Source organism: Rathayibacter sp. AY1B6 (assembly GCF_002932755.1).
Lineage (GTDB): Bacteria > Actinomycetota > Actinomycetes > Actinomycetales > Microbacteriaceae > Rathayibacter.
The window spans coordinates 1-20,280 of record NZ_PSWL01000003.1; the positions used below are offsets into that span (position 1 = coordinate 1).

Below are 20,280 nucleotides of genomic sequence, written 5' to 3' on the forward strand. Positions count from 1 at the left end.
CCTGCAGACGGCACGACCTCGTGCACACGCCACCGTCCCCTGCGAATCGCACCATCACCGGCGGATCGCGGGGGAGCGACGTCCGCGCACGTCCGCCCTGCACCGCAGCCCCCACGCGGCTGCGGCCCGCCCGCCGTATAGACTTCCCCGGTGAAAACTTTCGACGACCTCTTCGCTGAGCTGGGCGAGAAGGCCGCCGCCCGTCCCGAGGGTTCGGGCACCGTCCGCGAGCTCGACGCCGGCGTGCACTTCATCGGCAAGAAGATCGTCGAGGAGGCCGCCGAGGTGTGGATGGCCGCCGAGTACGAGGGCGATGAGCGCACCGCCGAGGAGATCTCGCAGCTGCTCTACCACCTCCAGGTGCTCATGCTCGCCAAAGGACTCACGACGGCCGACGTCTACCGGCATCTGTGAGCCCCGCCCCGCTCGCCGGGGTGCGCCTCCGCTCCGCGCCGTCGCGCCCGCACGCTCCCCGAGGAGCCGTGCCGCCCCCTGAACAGCCGTCGAGTCATGAAGGACGTCCCGTGACCACCACCCCCGCCCCGGCGCTCCTGCGCGTCGCCGTCCCCAACAAGGGCTCCCTCTCGGAGACCGCCGGTCAGATGCTCGCGGAAGCGGGCTACACCGGCCGTCGCGACCCGAAGGAGCTGCACGTCGTCGACGAGCGCAACGGGGTGGAGTTCTTCTACCTGCGCCCCCGCGACATCGCCACCTACGTCGGCTCCGGCGCTCTCGACGTCGGGGTCACCGGCCGCGACCTCCTGATCGACTCCGGCTCCGAGGCGCGCGAGATCGCGAGCCTCGGCTTCGCGAACTCCACCTTCCGCTTCGCCGGGCCCGCCGGCCGCTACGACGAGCTCGCGCAGATCGACGGCCTCCGCGTGGCGACCAGCTACCCGGGCCTCGTGGGCCGCTTCCTCCGGGAGCACGGCGTCGAGGTGACGCTGATCCGCCTCGACGGCGCGGTCGAGTCCGCGATCCAGCTCGGCGTCGCCGACGTCATCGCCGACGTCGTCGAGACCGGCACCACGCTCCGCAAGGCCGGCCTCGAGATATTCGGCCCGGTCATCCTCGACTCGACCGCCGTCCTCGTCTCCGCCGCGGGAGAGCCCGAGGGCATCCCGGTGCTGCTGCGCCGCCTGCAGGGCGTGCTGGTCGCCCGCGAGTACGTGCTGCTCGACTACGACTGCCCCGTCGCGCTCCTCGAGAGCGCCACGGCGATCGCGCCGGGCTTCGAGTCGCCGACGGTGTCGCCGCTGCACGACGCCGAGTGGGTCGCCGTCCGCGTGATGGTGCCGCGCTCGGACATGAACCAGGTGATGGACCGCCTGTACGACCTGGGCGCCCGCGCGATCCTGGTCACCTCCATCCACGCCGCGCGCCTGTAGAGGGGGAGCCGATGAGTCTCGCCGTCCGCGTCATCCCGTGCCTCGACGTCGCCGCCGGCCGCGTCGTGAAGGGCGTCAACTTCCAGAACCTGCGCGACGCGGGCGACCCCGTCGAGCTCGCCCGCCTCTACTTCGAGCAGGGCGCCGACGAGCTGACCTTCCTCGACGTCACCGCCACGGTCGACGACCGCTCGACCACCTACGACGTGGTGAGGGCGACGGCCGAGCAGGTCTTCATCCCGCTCACGGTCGGCGGAGGCGTGCGCAGCGCCGAGGACGTCTCGCGACTGCTCGCGCACGGCGCCGACAAGGTGGGCGTCAACTCGGCCGCGATCGCCCGGCCCGAGCTCCTCGGCGAGATCGCCGACGTCTTCGGCGCTCAGGTGCTCGTGCTCTCGCTCGACGTCAAGCGGAGCGACGCCACGGCGTCCGGCTTCGTCGTCACCACCCACGGCGGCCGCCGCGAGACCGAGCTCGACGCCCTGGCCTGGGCGGCCGAGGCCGTCGAGCGCGGCGCCGGGGAGCTGCTGGTCAACTCCATCGACGCCGACGGCACCAAGCAGGGCTTCGACCTCGAGCTGATCGCCGCGATGCGCGAGCTGAGCTCCGTGCCGGTGATCGCGTCCGGAGGCGCCGGCGCCGTCGAGCACTTCGCCCCGGCCGTCGACGCGGGAGCCGACGCCGTGCTCGCCGCCTCCGTCTTCCACAACCGCGAGCTGACGATCGGCGACGTCAAGCGCGCGCTCGCCGCCTCCGGGATCGAGATCCGATGACCCCCGCCGAGCTCGACGCCGTGCTGGACCGCGCCGCCTTCGATCCGACCGGGCTCCTGCCCGCTATCATCCAGCAGCACGACACCCGCGAGGTGCTCATGATGGGCTGGATGGACCGCGAGGCGCTCCGGCGGACCCTCACCGAGGGCCGCGTCACCTTCTGGTCGCGCTCGCGTCAGGAGTACTGGCGGAAGGGCGACACGTCCGGTCACGCGCAGTACGTGCGGGGTGCCGCCCTCGACTGCGACGCCGACACCCTGCTGGTGCAGGTCGAGCAGATCGGCGCCGCCTGCCACACGGGCGAGCACGCCTGCTTCGACGTCGATCCCCTCGTCCCGTTCACCGGCCTCGGCCCGGCGGATCGAGCATGAGCGGACGGCGGCTGAAGTACACCGCGATCCTCGGGGTCGTGCTGCTCGCCGCGCTCGAGCTGACCTCCTCAACGCAGACCTGGTCCACGCTGACCCTGGCCGCGATCGAGGGGGAGGGCCAGCGGATCGACGTGGCCGGGACCGTCGCCGCGCCCGCGCTCTCCGCACTGGCGCTCGCGGGCCTCGCCCTCGCCGCGGCCCTGGCCATCGCCGGTCCCGTCTTCCGGATCGTGCTCGGACTGCTCCAGGCCGTCCTCGGCGCCTCGGTGGTCCTCGCGGCCGCGACGGCGCTGGGCGATCCCGTGCGCGCCGGGGCCGCGCTGGTCACGGAGGCGACCGCCATCGCGGGGGAGCAGTCCGTCGCGGCGCTGGTGGCCTCGTCCTCCGCGACGGCATGGCCCGTCGTCGCCCTGGTCTGCGGCGTGCTCACGGCGCTGCTCGGGATCGGCGTCCTCGCGACCTCGCGCCGCTGGCCGGGGGCGGCGAAGAAGCGCGCGTCCCGCTTCGAGCCCGCCGACGGCTACGGCCACGGCGCGACGACCGTGCAGACGGACGACGGCGACATCGATCCGGTCGTCTCGTGGGACGAGCTCTCCCGCGGCGACGACCCCACCTCAGGCCGCTGACACCGGCCGGGGCGCGTCCTGCGGTCCGGGATCCCGGCTTCCTGAGGGGGGCTCCTCGGGGCGAGTCCGGGGCCGGGCGCCCAGGCGCCTCACGCTAGACTGCTCTGGTCCCGATGCACCCCCAGGAGGAGACCCATGAGCACCGAGCACGACGACGACAACCACGGCCACTCGCCGGCAGCGTGGACGGCCGTCGTCATCATGCTGGTCGGATTCACGATCGGCACGATCGCGTTCTGGTTCGACGTGCCCCTGGTGGTCTGGCTCTCGGCCGGCCTGGTCGTGGTGGGCCTGCTCGTCGGCATGGGCATGGCCAAGGCGGGCTACGGCGTCGACGGCGCGAAGGCGAACCCGAAGGCGCGCGCCTAGGTGCTCGCCGACCTCACCGCCGGCGCCCTGGCCGACGCGGCCCGGCGCCGCGAGAGCGCTCCGCTCGAGGCCGTCGAGCGCCGTGCGCTCGCCCAGGCGCCCGCCCTCGACGCCCTCGCCGCACTGGCCCCCGCCGAGCGCGTCAGGATCATCGCCGAGGTCAAGCGCGCCAGCCCGTCGCGCGGAGCCCTCGCCGACATCCCCGTCCCCGCCGAGCTGGCCGGGCAGTACGAGCTCGGGGGAGCGAGCGCGATCAGCGTCCTCACAGAGGAGCGCCGCTTCAAGGGATCCCTCGCGGACCTCGAGGCGGTCCGGGAGCGCGTGTCGATCCCCGTCCTGCGCAAGGACTTCGTCGCCGAGCCTTACCAGGTCCTCGAGGCCCGCGCGGCCGGAGCCGACCTGGTCCTCCTCATCGTCGCCGCGCTCGAGCAGCCCCTGCTCGTCGAGCTGCACGCCCTCGTCCTCGAGCTGGGGATGACCCCGCTCGTCGAGACGCACTCGGCCGATGAGCTCGACCGGGCCGCGGACCTCGGCGCACGGCTCATCGGCGTGAACGCCCGCGACCTCTCCACCTTCCAGCTCGACCGCGACCTCTTCGGCCGCCTCTCCGAGCGCTTCCCCGACGACGCGGTGAAGGTGGCCGAGTCGGCCGTCCTCACCGCCGACGACGTCGCGCACTACCGCGGCTCCGGAGCGGACGTCGTCCTCGTGGGCGAGGCTCTCGTCACCGGCGGCGACCCCGTCTCCACCCTCGCCGGCTTCCTGGCGCACTGACCACACCGATAGGCGGTACCCCCATGGCACTCCGGGATGAACTCGGCCCCTACTTCGGCGAGTTCGGCGGACGCTACGTCCCCGAGTCCCTCGTCGAGGCCCTCGACGAGCTGAGCGCCGAGTACGAGCGCACGAAGGTCGACCCCGCGTTCGCCGCCGAGCTGATGGAGCTGCACCGCAGCTACACCGGCCGTCCGTCGATCATCACCGAGGTGCCGCGGTTCGCCGAGCACGCCGGCGGTGCGCGGATCATCCTCAAGCGCGAGGACCTCAACCACACCGGCTCGCACAAGATCAACAACGTGCTGGGCCAGGCGCTGCTCACCAAGCGGATCGGCAAGACCCGCGTCATCGCCGAGACGGGAGCGGGCCAGCACGGCGTCGCGACCGCCACGGCCGCCGCCCTGTTCGGCCTCGACTGCGTGGTCTACATGGGCGAGGTCGACACCGAGCGCCAGGCCCTCAACGTCGCCCGCATGCGCCTGCTCGGCGCCGAGGTCATCCCCGTGACGACCGGCTCGCGCACCCTCAAGGACGCGATCAACGACGCGATGCGCGACTGGGTCACGAACGTCGGCACCACGAACTACATCTTCGGCACCGTCGCGGGCCCGCACCCGTTCCCGGCCCTCGTCCGCGACTTCCAGAAGATCATCGGCGAGGAGGCGCGCGAGCAGGTCCTCGAGCTCACCGGCTCGCTGCCCACCGCGGTCACCGCCTGCGTCGGCGGCGGCTCCAACGCGATGGGGATCTTCCACGCCTTCCTCGACGACCCCGAGGTCCGCCTCGTCGGCTTCGAGGCCGGCGGCGACGGGATCGAGACGCCCCGCCATGCGGCGACCATCAGCAAGGGCCGCCCCGGCGTCCTGCACGGCGCCCGCAGCTTCCTCCTCCAGGACGAGGACGGCCAGACCGTCGAGTCGCACTCGATCTCGGCCGGCCTCGACTACCCGGGAATCGGCCCGGAGCACGCGTGGCTCTCGAGCATCGGCCGCGCCGACTACCGCGCGGTCACCGACTCGGCGGCGATGGACGCGCTCATGCTCCTCAGCCGCACCGAGGGGATCATCCCGGCGATCGAGTCCGCGCACGCGCTGGCCGGCACGCTGGAGCTCGGGCGCGAGCTCGGCCCCGAGGCCACCATCCTGGTGAACCTCTCCGGCCGCGGCGACAAGGACATGACGACGGCGGCGCACTACTTCGGCCTCATGGACCAGGGCGCGGTGCAGTCGTGAGCGGCCGCGGACCGAGCGTCGCCGAGACCGTCCGGCGCCGGAACGAGGAGGCGGCGGGCGCCCTGATCGGCTACCTCCCCGTCGGCTTCCCGGACCTGCCGACCAGCATCGACGCCGCCGTTGCCATGGCCGAGAACGGCGTCGACGCGATCGAACTGGGCCTGCCGTACTCCGACCCGGTGATGGACGGTCCCGTCATCCAGGAGGCGACCCAGGCCGCCATCGCGGGCGGCTTCCGCCTCCGCCACGGCTTCGAGGCGGTCCGTGAGATCCGGGCGCGCGTCGACGTGCCGGTCCTGGTGATGACCTACTACAACCCGGTCCTGCAGTACGGGGTCGAGCGATTCGCCACCGATCTGGCCGAGGCCGGCGGGTCCGGCCTCATCACGCCCGACCTGATCCCGGACGAGGGCGCCGAGTGGCTCGCCGTCTCCGAGCGGCTCGGACTCGACCGCGTGTTCCTCGCGGCACCGTCCTCGACGGACACGCGCCTGCGTCAGGCCGTCGACTCGAGCCGCGGATTCGTCTACGCGGTCTCGACGATGGGCATCACCGGCGCGCGCACCGACGTCGACTCCGCGGCCCGCACCCTGGTCGACCGCCTCCGCGCCGCCGGCTCCGAGAGCGCGTGCGTCGGCCTGGGCATCTCGACCGGCGAGCAGGTCGCCGAGATCCTCGCCTACGCGGACGGCGCGATCGTCGGCTCCGCTCTCGTGCGCGCCCTGGCGTCCGGCGGTGTCGACGCGGTCGCCGAGACCTCCCGCGGCCTCGCCGAGGGCACCCGCCTGCGCTCCGCGCGCTGACACCCTCCCGCTACAATCGGGATGCCCACCGGGGCTCGGCCGAGCCGTGCCCGGGGGACCCCCTCCTTCGAAAGGTCGAGTACCGGTGTCCGTACCGCTGAGCATTCCGAGCCCCCCCGACGCGTGGAGTCAGTACGACCTCACGATCGGCACCTTCACGCTCGCGATCCACACCTACGCGCTCTGCATCCTCGCGGGGATCATCGTGGCGACGATCATGACGAACCAGCGCCTCAAGCGCCGCGGCGCCGAGCCGTGGGTCGTCCTCGACATCATCATCTGGGCGGTGCCGCTGGGCATCGTCGGCGCCCGCGCCTACCACGTGCTCACCCACCCCGGCGACTACTTCTACGACGGCGCCGACCCGTGGGAGGTCGTCCGCATCTGGAACGGCGGCAACGCCATCTTCGGCGGCCTGATCGGAGGCGCGGTCGGCGCGTTCATCGGCTGCCGCTGGACAGGAGTGCGCTTCTGGACCTTCGCCGACGCCCTCGCGCCCGGCATGCTCGCCGCGCAGGCGCTCGGGCGCCTGGGCAACTGGTTCAACCACGAGCTCTTCGGCCTGCCCACGACCCTGCCCTGGGGCCTCGAGATCGAGACCACCAACCCCGCCTTCCCCGTCGGCCTCCCGGCGGGCACGCTCTTCCACCCGACCTTCCTCTACGAGATCCTGTGGAACGTGGTGGGCATCGCGGTCATCCTCCTGCTCGAGCGCCGTCTGAAGCTGCAGTGGGGGACCGTCTTCGCCGCCTACCTGATCTGGTACGGGATCGGACGCGTCTGGTTCGAGTCCATCCGGATCGATCCGAGCGAGTTCTTCTGGGGCATCCGCACGAACGTCTGGGCCGCGCTCATCGCCGTGGTCGTCGGCCTGGTCCTCGTGGTGATCCAGAAGCGGGAGCACCCCGGTGCCGAGCCCTCGGCCTACCGCCCGGGTCGCGAGTGGACGCCCGCCCCGGCTGCGGTAGAATTCGAGGACGTCGAGTACGACTCCGACGACACCACCACCCCTGCTTCCGGCACCGACGCCGAGAAGCCGACGGTCTCCCGCACCTGACGGAGGTCGCGGAGCCTCCGCGACCGCCACCCGGGTGCCCGACACCTCCACGACCGCCCCATCGCGGCGCAGCCACGAGCGCTGCCGCGGGCGGGTCGTCGTGCAGGCACCGCCGACGGCGCGCGACGCTCGCGCCGCGGCAGAACCCTGCGGCCCTCCCGATCGGGGAGCCGCCCCTCCTCCACCACCGCGGGCCAGCGACGTCCCGATCAGCCATCACCCCCGTGAGGACGGTTCCCATGGCCTCCGCCCAGCCCTCGACCCCGGCCCGCGCCGTGCCCTTCCTGGGCATGCCGCCGGCGCAGGGGATGTACGACCCGGCCGCCGAGAAGGACGCGTGCGGTCTCGCGATGGTCGCCACCATGCGCGGCACCGCCGGCCACGACATCATCGACGCCGCGCTGAACGCGCTGCGCAACCTCGAGCACCGCGGCGCGGTCGGCTCCGACGCCGGAACGGGCGACGGCGCGGGCATCATCACGCAGATCCCGGACGAGTTCCTCCGCGCGGTCGCTCCCTTCGAGCTCCCACCGCTGGGCCAGTACGCGGTCGGCAACGCCTTCCTCCCGGTGGACGTGTTCGAACGCGAGCGGGTCAAGTCGACGATCGCCGACATCGCCCGCGAGGAGAACCTCGCCGTGGTCGGCTGGCGCTCCGTGCCCGTGCAGCCCGACGAGATCGGCACGCTCGCCCGGGCCGCCATGCCGGCGATCGAGCAGCTGTTCATCCGGAGCGAGCTGACCGACGAGAGCGGCACGCCCCTCTCCTCCATCCGCCTCGACCGCCTGACCTTCCGCCTGCGCAAGCGCGTCGAGCGCGAGCTCGAGGTCTACTTCATGTCGCTCTCGAGCCGGACGCTCGTGTACAAGGGCATGGTGACGACGCTCCAGCTGGAGCCGTTCTACCCGGACCTGTCCGACGAGCGCTTCGCCTCGAAGCTCGCGCTGGTGCACTCCCGCTACTCCACCAACACCTTCCCGTCGTGGCCGCTCGCTCAGCCGTTCCGGATGATCGCGCACAACGGCGAGATCAACACGGTGCAGGGCAACCGCAACTGGATGCGCGCACGCCAGTCGCAGCTGAAGAGCCGCGAGCTGGGCGACCTGGCTCCGCTGTTCCCGATCGTCTCGCCCGGCCGCAGCGACTCCGCCTCGTTCGACGAGACCGTCGAGCTGCTCAACCTGGCCGGCCGGTCGCTCCCGCACGCGGTCATGATGATGGTCCCGGAGGCCTGGGAGAACCAGGACGGCGCGCTCGACCCGAAGCGGCGCGCGTTCTACGAGTACCACTCGATGCTCATGGAGCCGTGGGACGGCCCGGCCGCGATCGTCTTCACCGACGGCGAGCTCGTCGGCGCCACCCTCGACCGCAACGGCCTGCGCCCCGGCCGCTACGTCGTCACCGACGACGGGCTCGTGGTGCTGGCCAGCGAGATCGGCGTGCTCGACATCGACCCCGCGAAGGTGGTCCGCAAGGGACGCCTCCAGCCCGGACGCATGTTCCTCGTCGACACCGAGCAGGGCCGCATCGTCGAGGACGAGGAGATCAAGGGGCAGCTCGCCGCCTCCGGTCCGTTCGAGGAGTGGCTCGAGAAGGGCCGCATCAACCTCAAGGACCTCCCCGAGCGCGAGCACATCGTGCACACGCCGGCATCGGTCAACCGCCGCCAGCGCACCTTCGGCTACACGGAGGAGGAGGTCCGTCTCCTCCTGCTGCCGATGGCGCGCGCCGGTGCGGAGCCGCTCGGAGCGATGGGCTCGGACACCCCCGTGGCCGTGCTGTCGAAGCGCCCCCGCCTGCTCTTCGACTACTTCACGCAGGCCTTCGCGCAGGTGACGAACCCGCCGCTGGACTCGATCCGCGAGGAGGTCGTGACCTCGCTCCGCCTGGGGCTCGGCCCCGAGCGGAACCTGCTGACCGCCGGCGCCGAGCACGCACGCCAGGTGGTCCTCGACTTCCCGGTCATCGACAACGACGAGCTCGCGAAGATCCAGCACATCGCGCCGCGCCCGCTGAGCCACATCACCACGACGATCCGCGGCCTCTACCGCGTCGACGCGGGACCCCGGGCGATGCAGGACCGCATCGACGAGATGTGCGACGAGGCCGACGAGGCCATCGCCGCGGGAGCCCAGTTCCTGGTGCTCTCGGACCGCGACTCCACCAAGGACCTCGCGCCGATCCCGTCGCTGCTGATGCTCGCCGCCGTGCACCACCACCTCATCCGCACCGAGAACCGGATGCGCGTGGGGCTCGTGGTCGAGGCGGGCGACGTCCGCGAGGTGCACCACGTGGCGACGCTGATCGGCTACGGCGCCTCCGCGGTCAACCCGTACCTGGCGATGGAGACCTGCGAGGACCTGGTCCGCAGCGGCATGCTGTCGGACGTCTCGCCGGAGAAGGCCGTGAAGAACGTGATCAAGGCGCTCGGCAAGGGCGTGCTGAAGATCATGTCCAAGATGGGGATCTCGACCGTGTCGAGCTACGCCGGCGCGCAGACCTTCGAGGCCGTCGGCCTCAGCCAGGTGTTCGTCGACCAGTACTTCACCGGCACCGTCTCGAAGCTCGGCGGCATCGGCATCGACGTCGTCGCCGAGGAGAACGCCGCGCGCCACCGCGCCGCGTACCCCGAGGACGGCGCGATCGTCGCCCACGAGCGCCTGGCGGTCGGCGGCGAGTACCAGTGGCGCCGCGACGGCGCCCCCCACCTGTTCAACCCGGACACGGTGTTCCGCCTGCAGCACTCGACGCGCAACCGCCGCTACGACGTCTTCCGCGAGTACACGAAGATGGTCGACGACCAGGCGAGCTCGCTGATGACCCTCCGCGGCATGTTCACGCTCGACACCGCGGGACGCACCCCGATCCCGATCGACGAGGTCGAGCCGGTCGAGGCGATCGTCAAGCGCTTCTCGACGGGCGCGATGAGCTACGGCTCCATCTCGCCGGAGGCGCACGAGACCCTCGCCATCGCGATGAACCGCCTCGGCGCCAAGTCGAACACCGGAGAGGGCGGCGAGGACACCGAGCGGCTGCTCGACCCCGAGCGCCGCTCCGCGATCAAGCAGGTCGCGTCGGGCCGTTTCGGCGTCACGAGCATGTACCTCACCCACGCCGACGACATCCAGATCAAGCTCGCTCAGGGCGCCAAGCCCGGTGAGGGCGGTCAGCTGCCGCCCACGAAGGTCTACCCGTGGATCGCGCGCACCCGGCACGCGACCGCCGGCGTCGGCCTGATCTCGCCGCCGCCCCACCACGACATCTACTCGATCGAGGACCTGAAGCAGCTGATCTTCGATCTCAAGCGGGCGAACCCGTCGGCGCGCATCCACGCGAAGCTGGTCAGCCAGTCGGGCATCGGAGCGGTCGCCGCCGGCACCGCGAAGGCCCTCGCCGATGTGATCCTCGTCTCGGGTCACGACGGCGGCACCGGTGCGAGCCCGGTGAACTCGCTCAAGCACGCGGGCACGCCCTGGGAGCTCGGCCTGGCCGAGACCCAGCAGACGCTGATGCTCAACGGCATGCGCGACCGCGTGGTCGTGCAGGTGGACGGCCAGATGAAGACCGGCCGCGACGTCGTCATCGGCGCGCTGCTCGGAGCCGAGGAGTTCGGCTTCGCGACGGCTCCGCTGATCGTCGAGGGCTGCATCATGATGCGCGTCTGCCACCTCGACACGTGCCCGGTGGGCGTCGCGACGCAGAACCCGGAGCTGCGCCAGCGGTTCTCCGGCAAGCCCGAGTTCGTCGTCAACTTCTTCGAGTTCATCGCCCAGGAGGTGCGCGAGTACCTCGCGAAGCTCGGCTTCCGGAGCGTCGACGAGATCGTCGGCCACCGCGAGCTGCTCGACGTCGACCGGGCGATCGAGCACTGGAAGGCGAGCGGGCTCGACCTGACGCCGATCCTCGTCGGACCGGTCTTCACGGCCGAGGAGCCGCGCCGCCACGGCCGCGCGCAGGAGCACGAGCTCGAACGCCACTTCGACAACGAGCTGATCCGCCTCGCGGCGAACGTGCTCGACCACCGCGGCACCGTCCGGATCGAGCGCGAGATCAAGAACACCGAGCGCGCCGTCGGCACCATGCTCGGCCACGAGGTCACGGTCCGCTTCGGCGAGAACGGCCTGCCGGCCGACTCCATCGTCGTGTCGCTCCGCGGCTCGGCCGGGCAGTCGCTCGGAGCCTTCCTTCCCGCCGGCATCACGCTGCGGCTCGAGGGCGACTCCAACGACTACGTCGGCAAGGGCCTCTCGGGCGGCCAGATCGTGGTGCGGCCGGATCGCCGCAGCACCTTCGACGCCTCGACGAACGTGATCGCGGGCAACGTGATCGGCTACGGGGCGACCCAGGGCACCATGTTCATCCGCGGGATGGTCGGCGAGCGCTTCCTGGTCCGCAACTCCGGCGCCACCGCCGTGGTCGAGGGAGTGGGCGACCACGCGCTGGAGTACATGACGGGCGGTCTGGCCGTGATCCTCGGCGAGACCGGGCGCAACCTCGGCGCAGGCATGTCCGGCGGCACCGCCTACATCCACGGCCTGCGCCGCGAGCTCGTGAACCGCGACGCGATCGCCTCCGGCGAGCTGACCCTCTCCGAGCTCGGCAGCGCCGATGTGGAGATCCTGCGCGACCTGCTCGAGCGGCACGTCGCGGAGACCGAGTCGACCCTGGCCCAGGGGATGCTCGACGATTTCGACGGAACGGTCTCGCGTTTCGTCAAGGTACTGCCCCGCGACTTCGCCGCGGTGCTCGCGACGCGCGCATCCGCTGTGGAGGAGGGGCTCGACCCCGACGGCGACGTCGTCTGGGGACGGATTCTGGAGGTGACCGGTGGCTGATCCCAAGGGGTTCCTGAAGGTGCAGGACCGGGAGCTGCCCAAGCGGCGTCCCGTGTCCGTCCGCCTGATGGACTGGAAAGAGGTCTACGAGCAGGGCGACTCCGCCGTGCTGCGCCGGCAGGCGGGCCGCTGCATGGACTGCGGCATCCCGTTCTGCCACAAGGGCTGCCCGCTGGGGAACCTGATCCCCGAGTGGAACGACCTGATGTGGCGCGGCGAGGGTCGCCAGGCGATCGAGCGCCTGCACGCGACGAACAACTTCCCGGAGTTCACGGGCCGGCTCTGCCCGGCGCCGTGCGAGTCGTCCTGCGTGCTCGGCATCAACCAGCCGGCCGTCACGATCAAGCAGATCGAGGTCTCGATCATCGATCAGGCGTTCGGCAACGACTGGGTGCAGCCGCACCCGCCGGAGCGCCTGACCGGCAAGACCGTCGCGGTCGTCGGCTCCGGACCCGCGGGGCTCGCCGCCGCGCAGCAGCTCACCCGCGCCGGGCACACCGTCGCGGTCTACGAGCGCGACGACCGCATCGGCGGCCTCCTGCGCTACGGGATCCCGGACTTCAAAATGGAGAAGAAGCACCTCGAGCTGCGCCTGAACCAGATGAAGGCCGAGGGCACCCGCTTCCGCGCGGGCGTCGACATCGGCTCCGACATCACCTGGGACGACCTGCGGGCGCGCTACGACGCGGTCGTCGTCGCCACCGGCGCCCTCGTGCCGCGCGATCTGCCGATCCCGGGTCGCGACCTCGACGGCGTGCACTTCGCCATGGAGTACCTCGTGCAGTCGAACCACGCGATCGCGGGCGACCGCGTCTTCGAGCAGATCTCGGCCGAGGGCAAGCACGTCGTCGTCCTGGGTGGAGGCGACACCGGAGCGGACTGCATCGGCACCGCCCATCGCCAGAAGGCCGCCTCGGTCACGAACCTGGCGATCGGGCAGCAGCCGCCGTCGCAGCGCCCGGACAGCCAGCCCTGGCCGATGGACCCGACCGTGTTCGAGATCTCGAGCGCTCACGAGGAGGGCGGGGAGCGGATGTTCCTCGCGTCGACCGTGGAGTTCCTCGCGAACGAGGGCGGCGAGGTCCGCGCGGTGCGCGTGGCCGAGACCGAGTACCTCGACGGACGCCGCGTCCCCAAGGCGGGCACCGAGCGCGAGATCCCGGCGGACCTGGTCCTCCTGGCGCTCGGCTTCACCGGTCCGGAGTCGGACCACCTCGGCCGCCAGCTCGAAGTCCCCTTCACCGAGCGCGGCAACGTCGCGCGCGGCGACGCCTTCGAGACCAGCGTCCCCGGGGTCTTCGTGGCCGGAGACGCCGGGCGGGGCCAGTCCCTGATCGTCTGGGCGATCGCCGAGGGCCGCTCCGTCGCGGCCGAGGTCGACCGCTACCTCGAGGGCACGACCCAGCTGCCCGCGCCGGTCGGTCCGAACGACCGGGGCTTCACGCTCTAGTCCCCGGGACGCGATAGTCTCGGCCCGCCAGCAATCAGCTCACCCTCCCCGCTAACGACGCGCCTCCGGGCGCAGAACAACGGAGCACCCCCTCAATGAGACGAGCGAAAATCGTCGCCACCCTCGGCCCGGCAACGTCGTCGTACGAGACCATTCGTGCGATCATCGACGCCGGCGTGGACGTGGCCCGCATGAACCTCAGTCATGGAAGCTACGACGTCCACGAAGGGATCTACCGCCTCGTGCGGAAGGCCGCGGACGACGCCGGGCGCGCGGTCGCGATCCTCGTCGACCTGCAGGGTCCGAAGATCCGCCTCGGCAAGTTCGAGGGCGGTCCGTACGCCCTCGCCGAGGGCGACGTCTTCACCATCACCACCGAGGACGTCCTCGGCACGCGCGAGCTCTCGGGCACCACGTTCAAGGGCCTCCCGGACGACGTGAACCCGGGCGACATGCTCCTCATCGACGACGGCAAGGTCGCTGTCCGCGTCACCGCCGTCGAGGGCCCCCGGGTCGTCACCGAGGTCGTCGTCCCCGGCAACGTCTCGAACAACAAGGGCATCAACCTGCCCGGCGTCGCGGTCAACGTCCCCGCACTCTCCCAGAAGGACGAGGACGACCTCCGCTGGGCGATCCGCCTCGGCGCCGACATCATCGCCCTCTCCTTCGTGCGCAACGCCAGCGACATCGAGCGCGTGCACGAGATCATGGCGGAGGAGGGCCGCAAGGCTCCCGTCATCGCCAAGATCGAGAAGCCGCAGGCGGTCGACAACCTCCAGGAGATCATCGACGTCTTCGACGGCATCATGGTCGCCCGCGGCGACCTCGGCGTCGAGCTGCCCCTCGAGGCGGTGCCGATCGTGCAGAAGCACGCCGTCGAGCTCGCCCGCCGCTGGGCGAAGCCGGTCATCGTCGCCACCCAGATGCTCGAGTCGATGATCGAGAGCCCCCGCCCCACGCGGGCCGAGGCCTCGGACGTCGCGAACGCCATCCTCGACGGCGCGGACGCGGTCATGCTCTCGGGCGAGACCAGCGTCGGCGCCTGGCCCGTCGTCACCGTGCAGACCATGGCCCGCATCGTCGAGTCCACCGAGGAGCACGGCCTGGAGCGCATCCCCCCGCTGGGCAGCAAGCCCCGCACCCAGGGCGGATCGGTCACGCTGGCCGCCGCCGAGGTCGCGGAGTTCGTCGAGGCGAAGTTCCTCTGCGTGTTCACGGAGTCGGGCGACTCGGTCCGCCGCATGACGCGCCTGCGCCACGGCATCCCGATCATCGGCTTCACCCCCGAGCCCGCCGTCCGCCGCCGCATGGCGCTGAACTGGGGCGTCCAGTCCTTCGTCACGCCGCGCGTCAACCACACCGACGCGATGTTCGCGCAGGTGGACGCGGTGCTGCTCCGCGAGGGCCTCGCCCAGGCGGGCGAGACCGTGGTCGTCGTCTCCGGATCGCCCCCCGGGCGCGCCGGCACGACGAACGACATGCGGGTGCACATCGTCGGCTCGTCCAGCTCGGCCGACAGGGCCGAGAACTGGGACCACTGAGTCCAGCACCCCCGGAGGGCCCGGCCGCGCGAGCGGCCGGGCCCTCCGGCGTTTCCCGGCGGTCCGCGTGGCGGGACGTGCCTCCGCGGGCCTATACCGTGGACCCATGCGACTCGGCGTACTCGACATCGGCTCCAACACGGTCCACCTGCTCCTCGTCGACGCGCACCCCGGCGCCCGCCCGGTGCCCTACCGCTCGCACAAGCGGAGCCTCGCTCTCGTGGCGCACCTGGACGCGGCGGGGGAGATCACCGAGCGTGGCCAGCGCGAACTGATCGCGTTCGTGACCGAGGCCGCCGAGGTCGCCCGCGAGCATCGCGCGGAGGACCTGCTGGCGTTCGCGACCTCCGCGATCCGCGAGGCCGGCAACGGTGCGGCGGTCCTCGACCGGGTCCGCGCCGAGACGGGTGTGCACCTCCAGGAGCTCGGAGGCGAGGCGGAGGCCTCGGCCACCTTCCTCGCCGTGCGCCGCTGGTTCGGCTGGGGCGCGGGCTCGATCCTGGACCTCGACATCGGCGGCGGCTCGTTCGAGCTCTCGATGGGTGTGGACGAGGTGCCCGAGCTCGCCGTGTCGGTCCCGCTCGGAGCGGGCAGGGTGACGCGCGACCTGCTGCTCGGCGATCCCGCTTCGGCCACGAGCGTGAAGGCCGCCCGGCGTCACGCCCGCGAGGTGCTCGCGGAGCCCGTCCGCGGCTTCCTCGCCCTGGGGCGCCCCGACCTGGTCGCAGGCACGTCGAAGACCTTCCGCTCCTTGGCGCGGATCACCGGCGCCGCTCCGAGCGCGGCCGGTCCGCTGGTGCGCCGCGAGCTTCACCTGGTCGACCTCCGGCTGTGGTCCTCCCGCCTCGCCGCGATCAGCACGGCCGACCGCTCAGCCCTCCCCGGCGTCTCCGCTCTGCGGGCTCCGCAGCTGCTCGCGGGCGCTCTCGTCGCGGAGGCGGCCATGGACGCCCTCGGCGTCGAGACGCTGGTGATCTGCCCCTGGGCCACCCGCGAGGGGCTCATCATCCGCCGCTTCGAGCTGCTCGACGCGCAGATCCAGCGCGAGGACGTTCAGCTCAGCGCGATGCTGTAGGACAGCGACCGCCGTCCGCCCGGCTCGAGGACGATCTGGCGCGGCTTGTCGACGATGTCGCCGTCCCAGCCCTCGGGTGTCGGGACGCTCCGCCACGGCTCGAGGCAGACGAACGGTGCCCCGACGGGCTTCCATACGCCGACCACGTCGAAGTCCCCGGTGTCGACGACGATCGCACGGGCGGCGCCGTCGGCCTCGAGCCTGAGGGTCCGGCGGCGAGGCTCGTCGAAGATCATCACGCCCTCCTCGAAGTGGCCGTCGTCGACCGTCAGGACCCCGTCCTCGAGCGGCGCCGGGTGGCGGGCCTCCAGCAGCAGGTTCTCCGGAGCGCGGCGGAACCCCTCCGGCTCGGGCTGCGCGAAGCGGATGCGGTGCTCGCCGCGGCCCTCGGGCAGCGGCAGCGCGAAGGCCGGGTGGTTGCCGAGCGAGAAGCCCAGGGGAGAGGGACCCCTGTTCTCGACGGTCTGGGTGATCCGGAGCGAGGCGCCGGTCACGGCGTAGGCGATGAGGAGCGTCCAGTCGAAGGGGAACACCGCGCGCGTGGCGTCGTCGCTCCGGAGCCGGAACACCGCCTCGTCCGCCGAGACGCCCGCGAGCTCGAAGACGCGGTCCCGCGCGAAGCCGTGCTGACCCATCCGGTGGTCCGCGCCGTCGTGGTGCAGCGTGTCGCCGGGGAGGCGGCCGATGATCGGGAACAGCACGGGCGCGTGCCGGCGCCACTCCGGGCCGGCCTGCCACAGGTACTCGCGGCCCTCCTCGTCGCGGAGGGACGTCATCTCGGCGCCGGCGGTCGTCAGGGCGAGGCGCAGGCTCTCGCTGCCGAGGGTGAGGGCGGTGGGCGCGGGGGAGTCGCTGCTGGTCATTCTCCGATTCTGCCCGTCGCGCGGTGCGGGCGGGCATGTCGGCGGCGCGTGGCAGCATGGGGCGGTGCCTCCCGAGTCGATCCCCTCCTCCTGGCGCGCCCGCGTCGGCGAGCTCAGCGGATCCGCCGAGGCCGAGTCGCCGCCCGTCCTCACGCCGATCGGGCTGCAGTTCGAGCTGCGCCGACTGGTGCGCCGGGCCGACGATCCGTGGCGGGCGCCCGCGAGCGAGCGCGTCACGGCGAAGACCTACGACCCCGGCGAGCGCCGCGACCACCGTCTGGCCACCCGCCCCGTCGTCCGCGGGCGCGGGGGCGCCTGGAACCGCACCACCCTCACGTGGAAGTCGCTGAACTTCCAGACCCACCGGCTCTCGCTCGACCCCGCTCACCAGCGCTGGTTCGCCGAGTTCGCGGCCCTGCACCGCGCCACGCGCACCGTCCACCTGGGGCAGGACCCCGACTGGATCCACCTCGACGACTACGAGAGCCCGCTGCTCTGGCGGCTTCTCGAGCAGGCGCAGGCCGCCGGGATCCCGCTGCTCGCCCCGGAGAAGGGATCGGTCCGCCTCGCCGGTCCCGCGCACGTGGCGGTGACGGTCTCGGCGGAGGAGGGATCGCTCCGGTTGCGGCCGGTGCTGCGGATCGACGGTGCGGAGCACGCACCGGAGTCGGCGCGTCCGGTCGCCCGGCACGGCGTGTACGCGGTCGAGGGCGGCGATCCTTCCTCGCTCCTGCTCGCGCCCGCGTCCCTTCCCTTCGACGACGAGGAGCTGCGGCTCCTCGACCACCCCGAGGAGACGGTGGTCCCGGCGGAGGACGTGCCCGAGTTCGTCGGCGAGCACCTCCCCGCCCTCCGGGGCCGGGTCGCGGTCCGCGAGGAGGGCGTCGACCTCGTCCTGGACGACCCGGAGCCGCCGCGCCTGGTCTGCACGGTCTCGTTCGAGCCGCGGCGCGCCGTCAGGGTCGGCTGGCACTGGCGCCGCTCGCCCGATCGCGCGGGCGAGCTCGACGGCACGGCCGACGCGGCTCTCGAGCGCGCGGTGCTCCGCCGGGTGCGCTCGGTGCTCGGCGAGGCCGGATCCGCCGTCGTGCCGGAGCCGGGGACGAGCGCGGTCCTGCGCGGGGCCGAGGCGGCGGTGTTCGTGGTGGAGCAGCTCCCGCAGCTGGAGGGGATCGGCGGCGTCCGGGTCGAGCGCGAGGGCGCGGCCCCGGACTACCGCCTGCTGACCGGGCCGCTCACGCTCACCGTCACCGCCGTCGACACCGAGAGCGCCGACTGGTTCGACCTCGGCGTCGTCGTGACGATCGGCGACGCGACCGTGCCGTTCCTGCCCCTCTTCCGCGCTCTGGCGGCGGGCGGCGACCGCATCCGCCTGGTCGACCACTCCTACCTCTCGCTCGCGCACCCCGGCCTCGACCGGCTCCGGGAGCTGCTGACCCGGGCGGACGAGCTCGAGGAGTGGGAGACGGGACCGCGGCTCGGCCGGCACCAGACCGGGCTCTGGAACGAGCTGGAGGAGCTCGCTGACGAGAGCGTCCCCTCCGACGCGTGGCGCGCCGTGCTCGACTCCGCGCTGGCCGCCGGGTCGCCGGAGGACGTGGAGCCGCCGGAGGGACTGACCGCCCGGCTGCGCCCGTACCAGCGGGCGGGCTACGCCTGGCTCGTGCACCGCCTCCGCCACGGACTGGGCGGGATCCTGGCCGACGACATGGGCCTCGGCAAGACCCTGCAGGCGCTGGCCATGATGCTCGACGCGGTCGAGGAGGCGGGCCGCGCCGGGATCCGCCGCGCGCCGTTCCTCGTGGTCGCCCCCACGTCGGTCGTGCCGGGCTGGCGCTCGGAGGCCGAGCGCTTCGCGCCCGCCCTGCGCGTCCACGTCGTCGCGAGCTCGCGGGAGGGCGCGCTCGACGCGATCCCGGCCGACGCGGACGTGGTCCTCACCAGCTACGCGGTCCTGCGCCTCGGTGGCGAGCGCTGGGCGGCGAGGACGTGGTCGGCGCTGATCCTCGACGAGGCCCAGTTCGTCAAGAACCCGGCCTCGCAGACGCACCTGGCCGCCCGCGGGGTCGGCGCGCCCGTCACGCTCGCTCTCACGGGCACTCCGCTGGAGAACTCGCTCGATGAGCTCTGGGCGGTCCTCGCCCTCGTGGCGCCCGGGCTCCTGCCGCCGCTGCGCCGCTTCCGCGAGGAGTACACCCGGCCGATCCTGCACGCGGAGGCGCCCGTCGGCATCGCCTCGCCCGATCTGTCCGAGGGGCGGACCGTCAGCCACACCGAGGGCGCGCGCCGCCGCCTCGAGAGACTGCGTCGGCGACTGCGTCCGTTCCTGCTCCGCCGCACCAAGGAGGCGGTGGCGCCGGAGCTCCCCGAGAAGCAGGAGCAGACGATCGAGGTCGCGCTGACTCCCGCCCACCGAGTGCTCTACGACGGCTACCTCCAGCGCGAGCGCCGGAAGCTCCTGGGCCTGGTCGACGACCTCGACCGGCAGCGCTTCACGGTGTTCCGCTCGCTCACCCTGCTGCGCCTGCTCGCGCTCGACGCGTCCCTGGTCGACCCGGCCTACCGGCACGTTCCGTCCGCGAAGCTCGACGTGCTCGTCCAGCAGCTCGACGACGTGATCGCGGAGGGCCGCCGAGCCCTCGTCTTCAGCACTTTCACGTCGTACCTGGAGCGGGCGGGGGAGCGGCTGCGCCGGCGCGGCATCCCCTTCGTGCAGCTCGACGGCTCCACCCGGGACCGCGCGGGAGTGATCGAGGAGTTCCGCTCGGGAGCCGCGCCCGTCTTCCTGATCAGCCTGAAGGCGGGCGGCACCGGGCTCACGCTCACCGAGGCCGATCACGTCTTCATCCTCGACCCGTGGTGGAACCCGGCGGCCGAGGCGCAGGCCGTCGACCGCGCGCATCGCATCGGCCAGGAGCGGCGGGTGAACGTGTACCGGCTGGTGGCGGCGGACACGATCGAGGAGAAGATCGTGCGCCTCCAGGAGCGCAAGGGCCGCCTCAGCGCAGCGGTGCTCGACGAGGGCGAGCTCTTCGCGCGGGCGCTGACGGCCGATGACGTCCGCGAGCTGTTGGCCGAGTGACCACGGCCCCACGAAGGGTGACGGAACGGCCAGCCGCG

Annotated in this window: 16 protein-coding genes; 15 read left to right on the top strand and 1 reads right to left on the bottom strand. The window is 72.4% G+C overall.

Annotated features, from left to right (window positions below; genetic code table 11):
- Window positions 1–150: 150 nt before the first annotated feature.
- The 14 genes from C5D08_RS01880 to C5D08_RS01945 all read left to right on the top strand — a co-directional run bounded on the left by C5D08_RS01880 (window position 151) and on the right by C5D08_RS01945 (window position 16,297).
- Window positions 151–414 (top strand): phosphoribosyl-ATP diphosphatase, encoded by a 264-nt coding sequence (locus C5D08_RS01880; protein ID WP_055791842.1) that lies wholly within the window; start codon window positions 151–153, stop codon window positions 412–414.
- A 110-nt stretch (window positions 415–524) separates the two neighbouring features.
- Entirely contained in the window at window positions 525–1,388 is an 864-nt protein-coding gene (gene hisG, locus C5D08_RS01885) for an ATP phosphoribosyltransferase (protein ID WP_104221851.1), read from the top strand.
- Between the two features lie 11 nt (window positions 1,389–1,399).
- Window positions 1,400–2,161 (top strand): imidazole glycerol phosphate synthase subunit HisF, encoded by a 762-nt coding sequence (gene hisF, locus C5D08_RS01890; RefSeq protein WP_104221853.1) that lies wholly within the window; start codon window positions 1,400–1,402, stop codon window positions 2,159–2,161.
- Complete coding sequence (gene hisI / locus C5D08_RS01895; RefSeq protein ID WP_104275566.1) at window positions 2,158–2,532, top strand: phosphoribosyl-AMP cyclohydrolase; 375 nt, start codon at window positions 2,158–2,160, stop codon at window positions 2,530–2,532. The genes hisF and hisI overlap by 4 nt, the downstream gene beginning before the upstream one ends.
- Window positions 2,529–3,158 (top strand): Trp biosynthesis-associated membrane protein, encoded by a 630-nt coding sequence (locus C5D08_RS01900; protein ID WP_104275567.1) that lies wholly within the window; start codon window positions 2,529–2,531, stop codon window positions 3,156–3,158. The genes hisI and C5D08_RS01900 overlap by 4 nt, the downstream gene beginning before the upstream one ends.
- 135 nt (window positions 3,159–3,293) lie before the next feature.
- Complete coding sequence (locus C5D08_RS01905) at window positions 3,294–3,527, top strand: DUF6704 family protein (RefSeq protein WP_104275568.1); 234 nt, start codon at window positions 3,294–3,296, stop codon at window positions 3,525–3,527.
- On the top strand, window positions 3,528–4,301 hold the full coding sequence (gene trpC, locus C5D08_RS01910) for an indole-3-glycerol phosphate synthase TrpC (RefSeq protein ID WP_104275569.1): 774 nt from the start codon (window positions 3,528–3,530) through the stop codon (window positions 4,299–4,301). It begins immediately after the preceding gene.
- Between the two features lie 23 nt (window positions 4,302–4,324).
- Window positions 4,325–5,536, top strand: a complete 1,212-nt coding sequence (gene trpB, locus C5D08_RS01915; protein ID WP_104225310.1) for a tryptophan synthase subunit beta — start codon at window positions 4,325–4,327, stop codon at window positions 5,534–5,536.
- The gene (trpA, locus tag C5D08_RS01920) at window positions 5,533–6,339 is read left to right on the top strand and encodes a tryptophan synthase subunit alpha (RefSeq protein WP_104232657.1); all 807 of its coding nucleotides are present in this window, start codon (window positions 5,533–5,535) and stop codon (window positions 6,337–6,339) included. Before trpB ends, trpA begins: the two co-directional genes overlap by 4 nt.
- 85 nt (window positions 6,340–6,424) lie before the next feature.
- Window positions 6,425–7,396, top strand: coding sequence for a prolipoprotein diacylglyceryl transferase (lgt, locus tag C5D08_RS01925; protein WP_258067216.1), 972 nt, complete (start codon window positions 6,425–6,427; stop codon window positions 7,394–7,396).
- Window positions 7,397–7,635: 239 nt separating this feature from the next.
- Window positions 7,636–12,231: a glutamate synthase large subunit gene (gene gltB, locus C5D08_RS01930; protein ID WP_104275570.1), complete on the top strand. Its 4,596-nt coding sequence runs from the start codon at window positions 7,636–7,638 to the stop codon at window positions 12,229–12,231.
- Window positions 12,224–13,681 carry a glutamate synthase subunit beta gene (locus C5D08_RS01935; RefSeq protein WP_104275571.1) on the top strand — a complete coding sequence of 486 codons (1,458 nt, stop codon included), beginning with the start codon at window positions 12,224–12,226 and terminating at the stop codon, window positions 13,679–13,681. Before gltB ends, C5D08_RS01935 begins: the two co-directional genes overlap by 8 nt.
- Before the next feature lie 95 nt (window positions 13,682–13,776).
- Window positions 13,777–15,222, top strand: coding sequence for a pyruvate kinase (gene pyk / locus C5D08_RS01940; protein WP_104275572.1), 1,446 nt, complete (start codon window positions 13,777–13,779; stop codon window positions 15,220–15,222).
- Between the two features lie 106 nt (window positions 15,223–15,328).
- Window positions 15,329–16,297 (top strand): exopolyphosphatase, encoded by a 969-nt coding sequence (locus tag C5D08_RS01945; protein WP_104275573.1) that lies wholly within the window; start codon window positions 15,329–15,331, stop codon window positions 16,295–16,297.
- On the opposite strand, the gene C5D08_RS01950 is transcribed toward C5D08_RS01945, so the two are convergent.
- Window positions 16,276–17,160 carry an aldose 1-epimerase family protein gene (locus C5D08_RS01950; protein WP_104275574.1) on the bottom strand — a complete coding sequence of 295 codons (885 nt, stop codon included), beginning with the start codon at window positions 17,158–17,160 and terminating at the stop codon, window positions 16,276–16,278. The two genes, C5D08_RS01945 and C5D08_RS01950, sit on opposite strands and share 22 nt — an antisense overlap.
- A 64-nt stretch (window positions 17,161–17,224) precedes the next feature.
- Here C5D08_RS01950 and C5D08_RS01955 point away from each other — a divergent pair, with 64 nt between their 5' ends.
- Window positions 17,225–20,242, top strand: coding sequence for a DEAD/DEAH box helicase (locus C5D08_RS01955; RefSeq protein WP_258067218.1), 3,018 nt, complete (start codon window positions 17,225–17,227; stop codon window positions 20,240–20,242).
- Window positions 20,243–20,280 lie beyond the last annotated feature (38 nt).

Excerpts from the sequence above, each read along its gene's own strand:
- hisF (WP_104221853.1), top strand. The coding sequence starts at position 1,400 with ATGAGTCTCGCCGTCCGCGTCATCCCGTGCCTCGACGTCGCCGCCGGC.
- hisI (WP_104275566.1), top strand. The coding sequence starts at position 2,158 with ATGACCCCCGCCGAGCTCGACGCCGTGCTGGACCGCGCCGCCTTCGAT.
- C5D08_RS01900 (WP_104275567.1), top strand. The coding sequence starts at position 2,529 with ATGAGCGGACGGCGGCTGAAGTACACCGCGATCCTCGGGGTCGTGCTG.
- C5D08_RS01905 (WP_104275568.1), top strand. The coding sequence starts at position 3,294 with ATGAGCACCGAGCACGACGACGACAACCACGGCCACTCGCCGGCAGCG.
- trpB (WP_104225310.1), top strand. The coding sequence starts at position 4,325 with ATGGCACTCCGGGATGAACTCGGCCCCTACTTCGGCGAGTTCGGCGGA.
- gltB (WP_104275570.1), top strand. The coding sequence starts at position 7,636 with ATGGCCTCCGCCCAGCCCTCGACCCCGGCCCGCGCCGTGCCCTTCCTG.
- pyk (WP_104275572.1), top strand. The coding sequence starts at position 13,777 with ATGAGACGAGCGAAAATCGTCGCCACCCTCGGCCCGGCAACGTCGTCG.
- C5D08_RS01945 (WP_104275573.1), top strand. The coding sequence starts at position 15,329 with ATGCGACTCGGCGTACTCGACATCGGCTCCAACACGGTCCACCTGCTC.
- C5D08_RS01950 (WP_104275574.1), bottom strand. The coding sequence starts at position 17,160 with ATGACCAGCAGCGACTCCCCCGCGCCCACCGCCCTCACCCTCGGCAGC.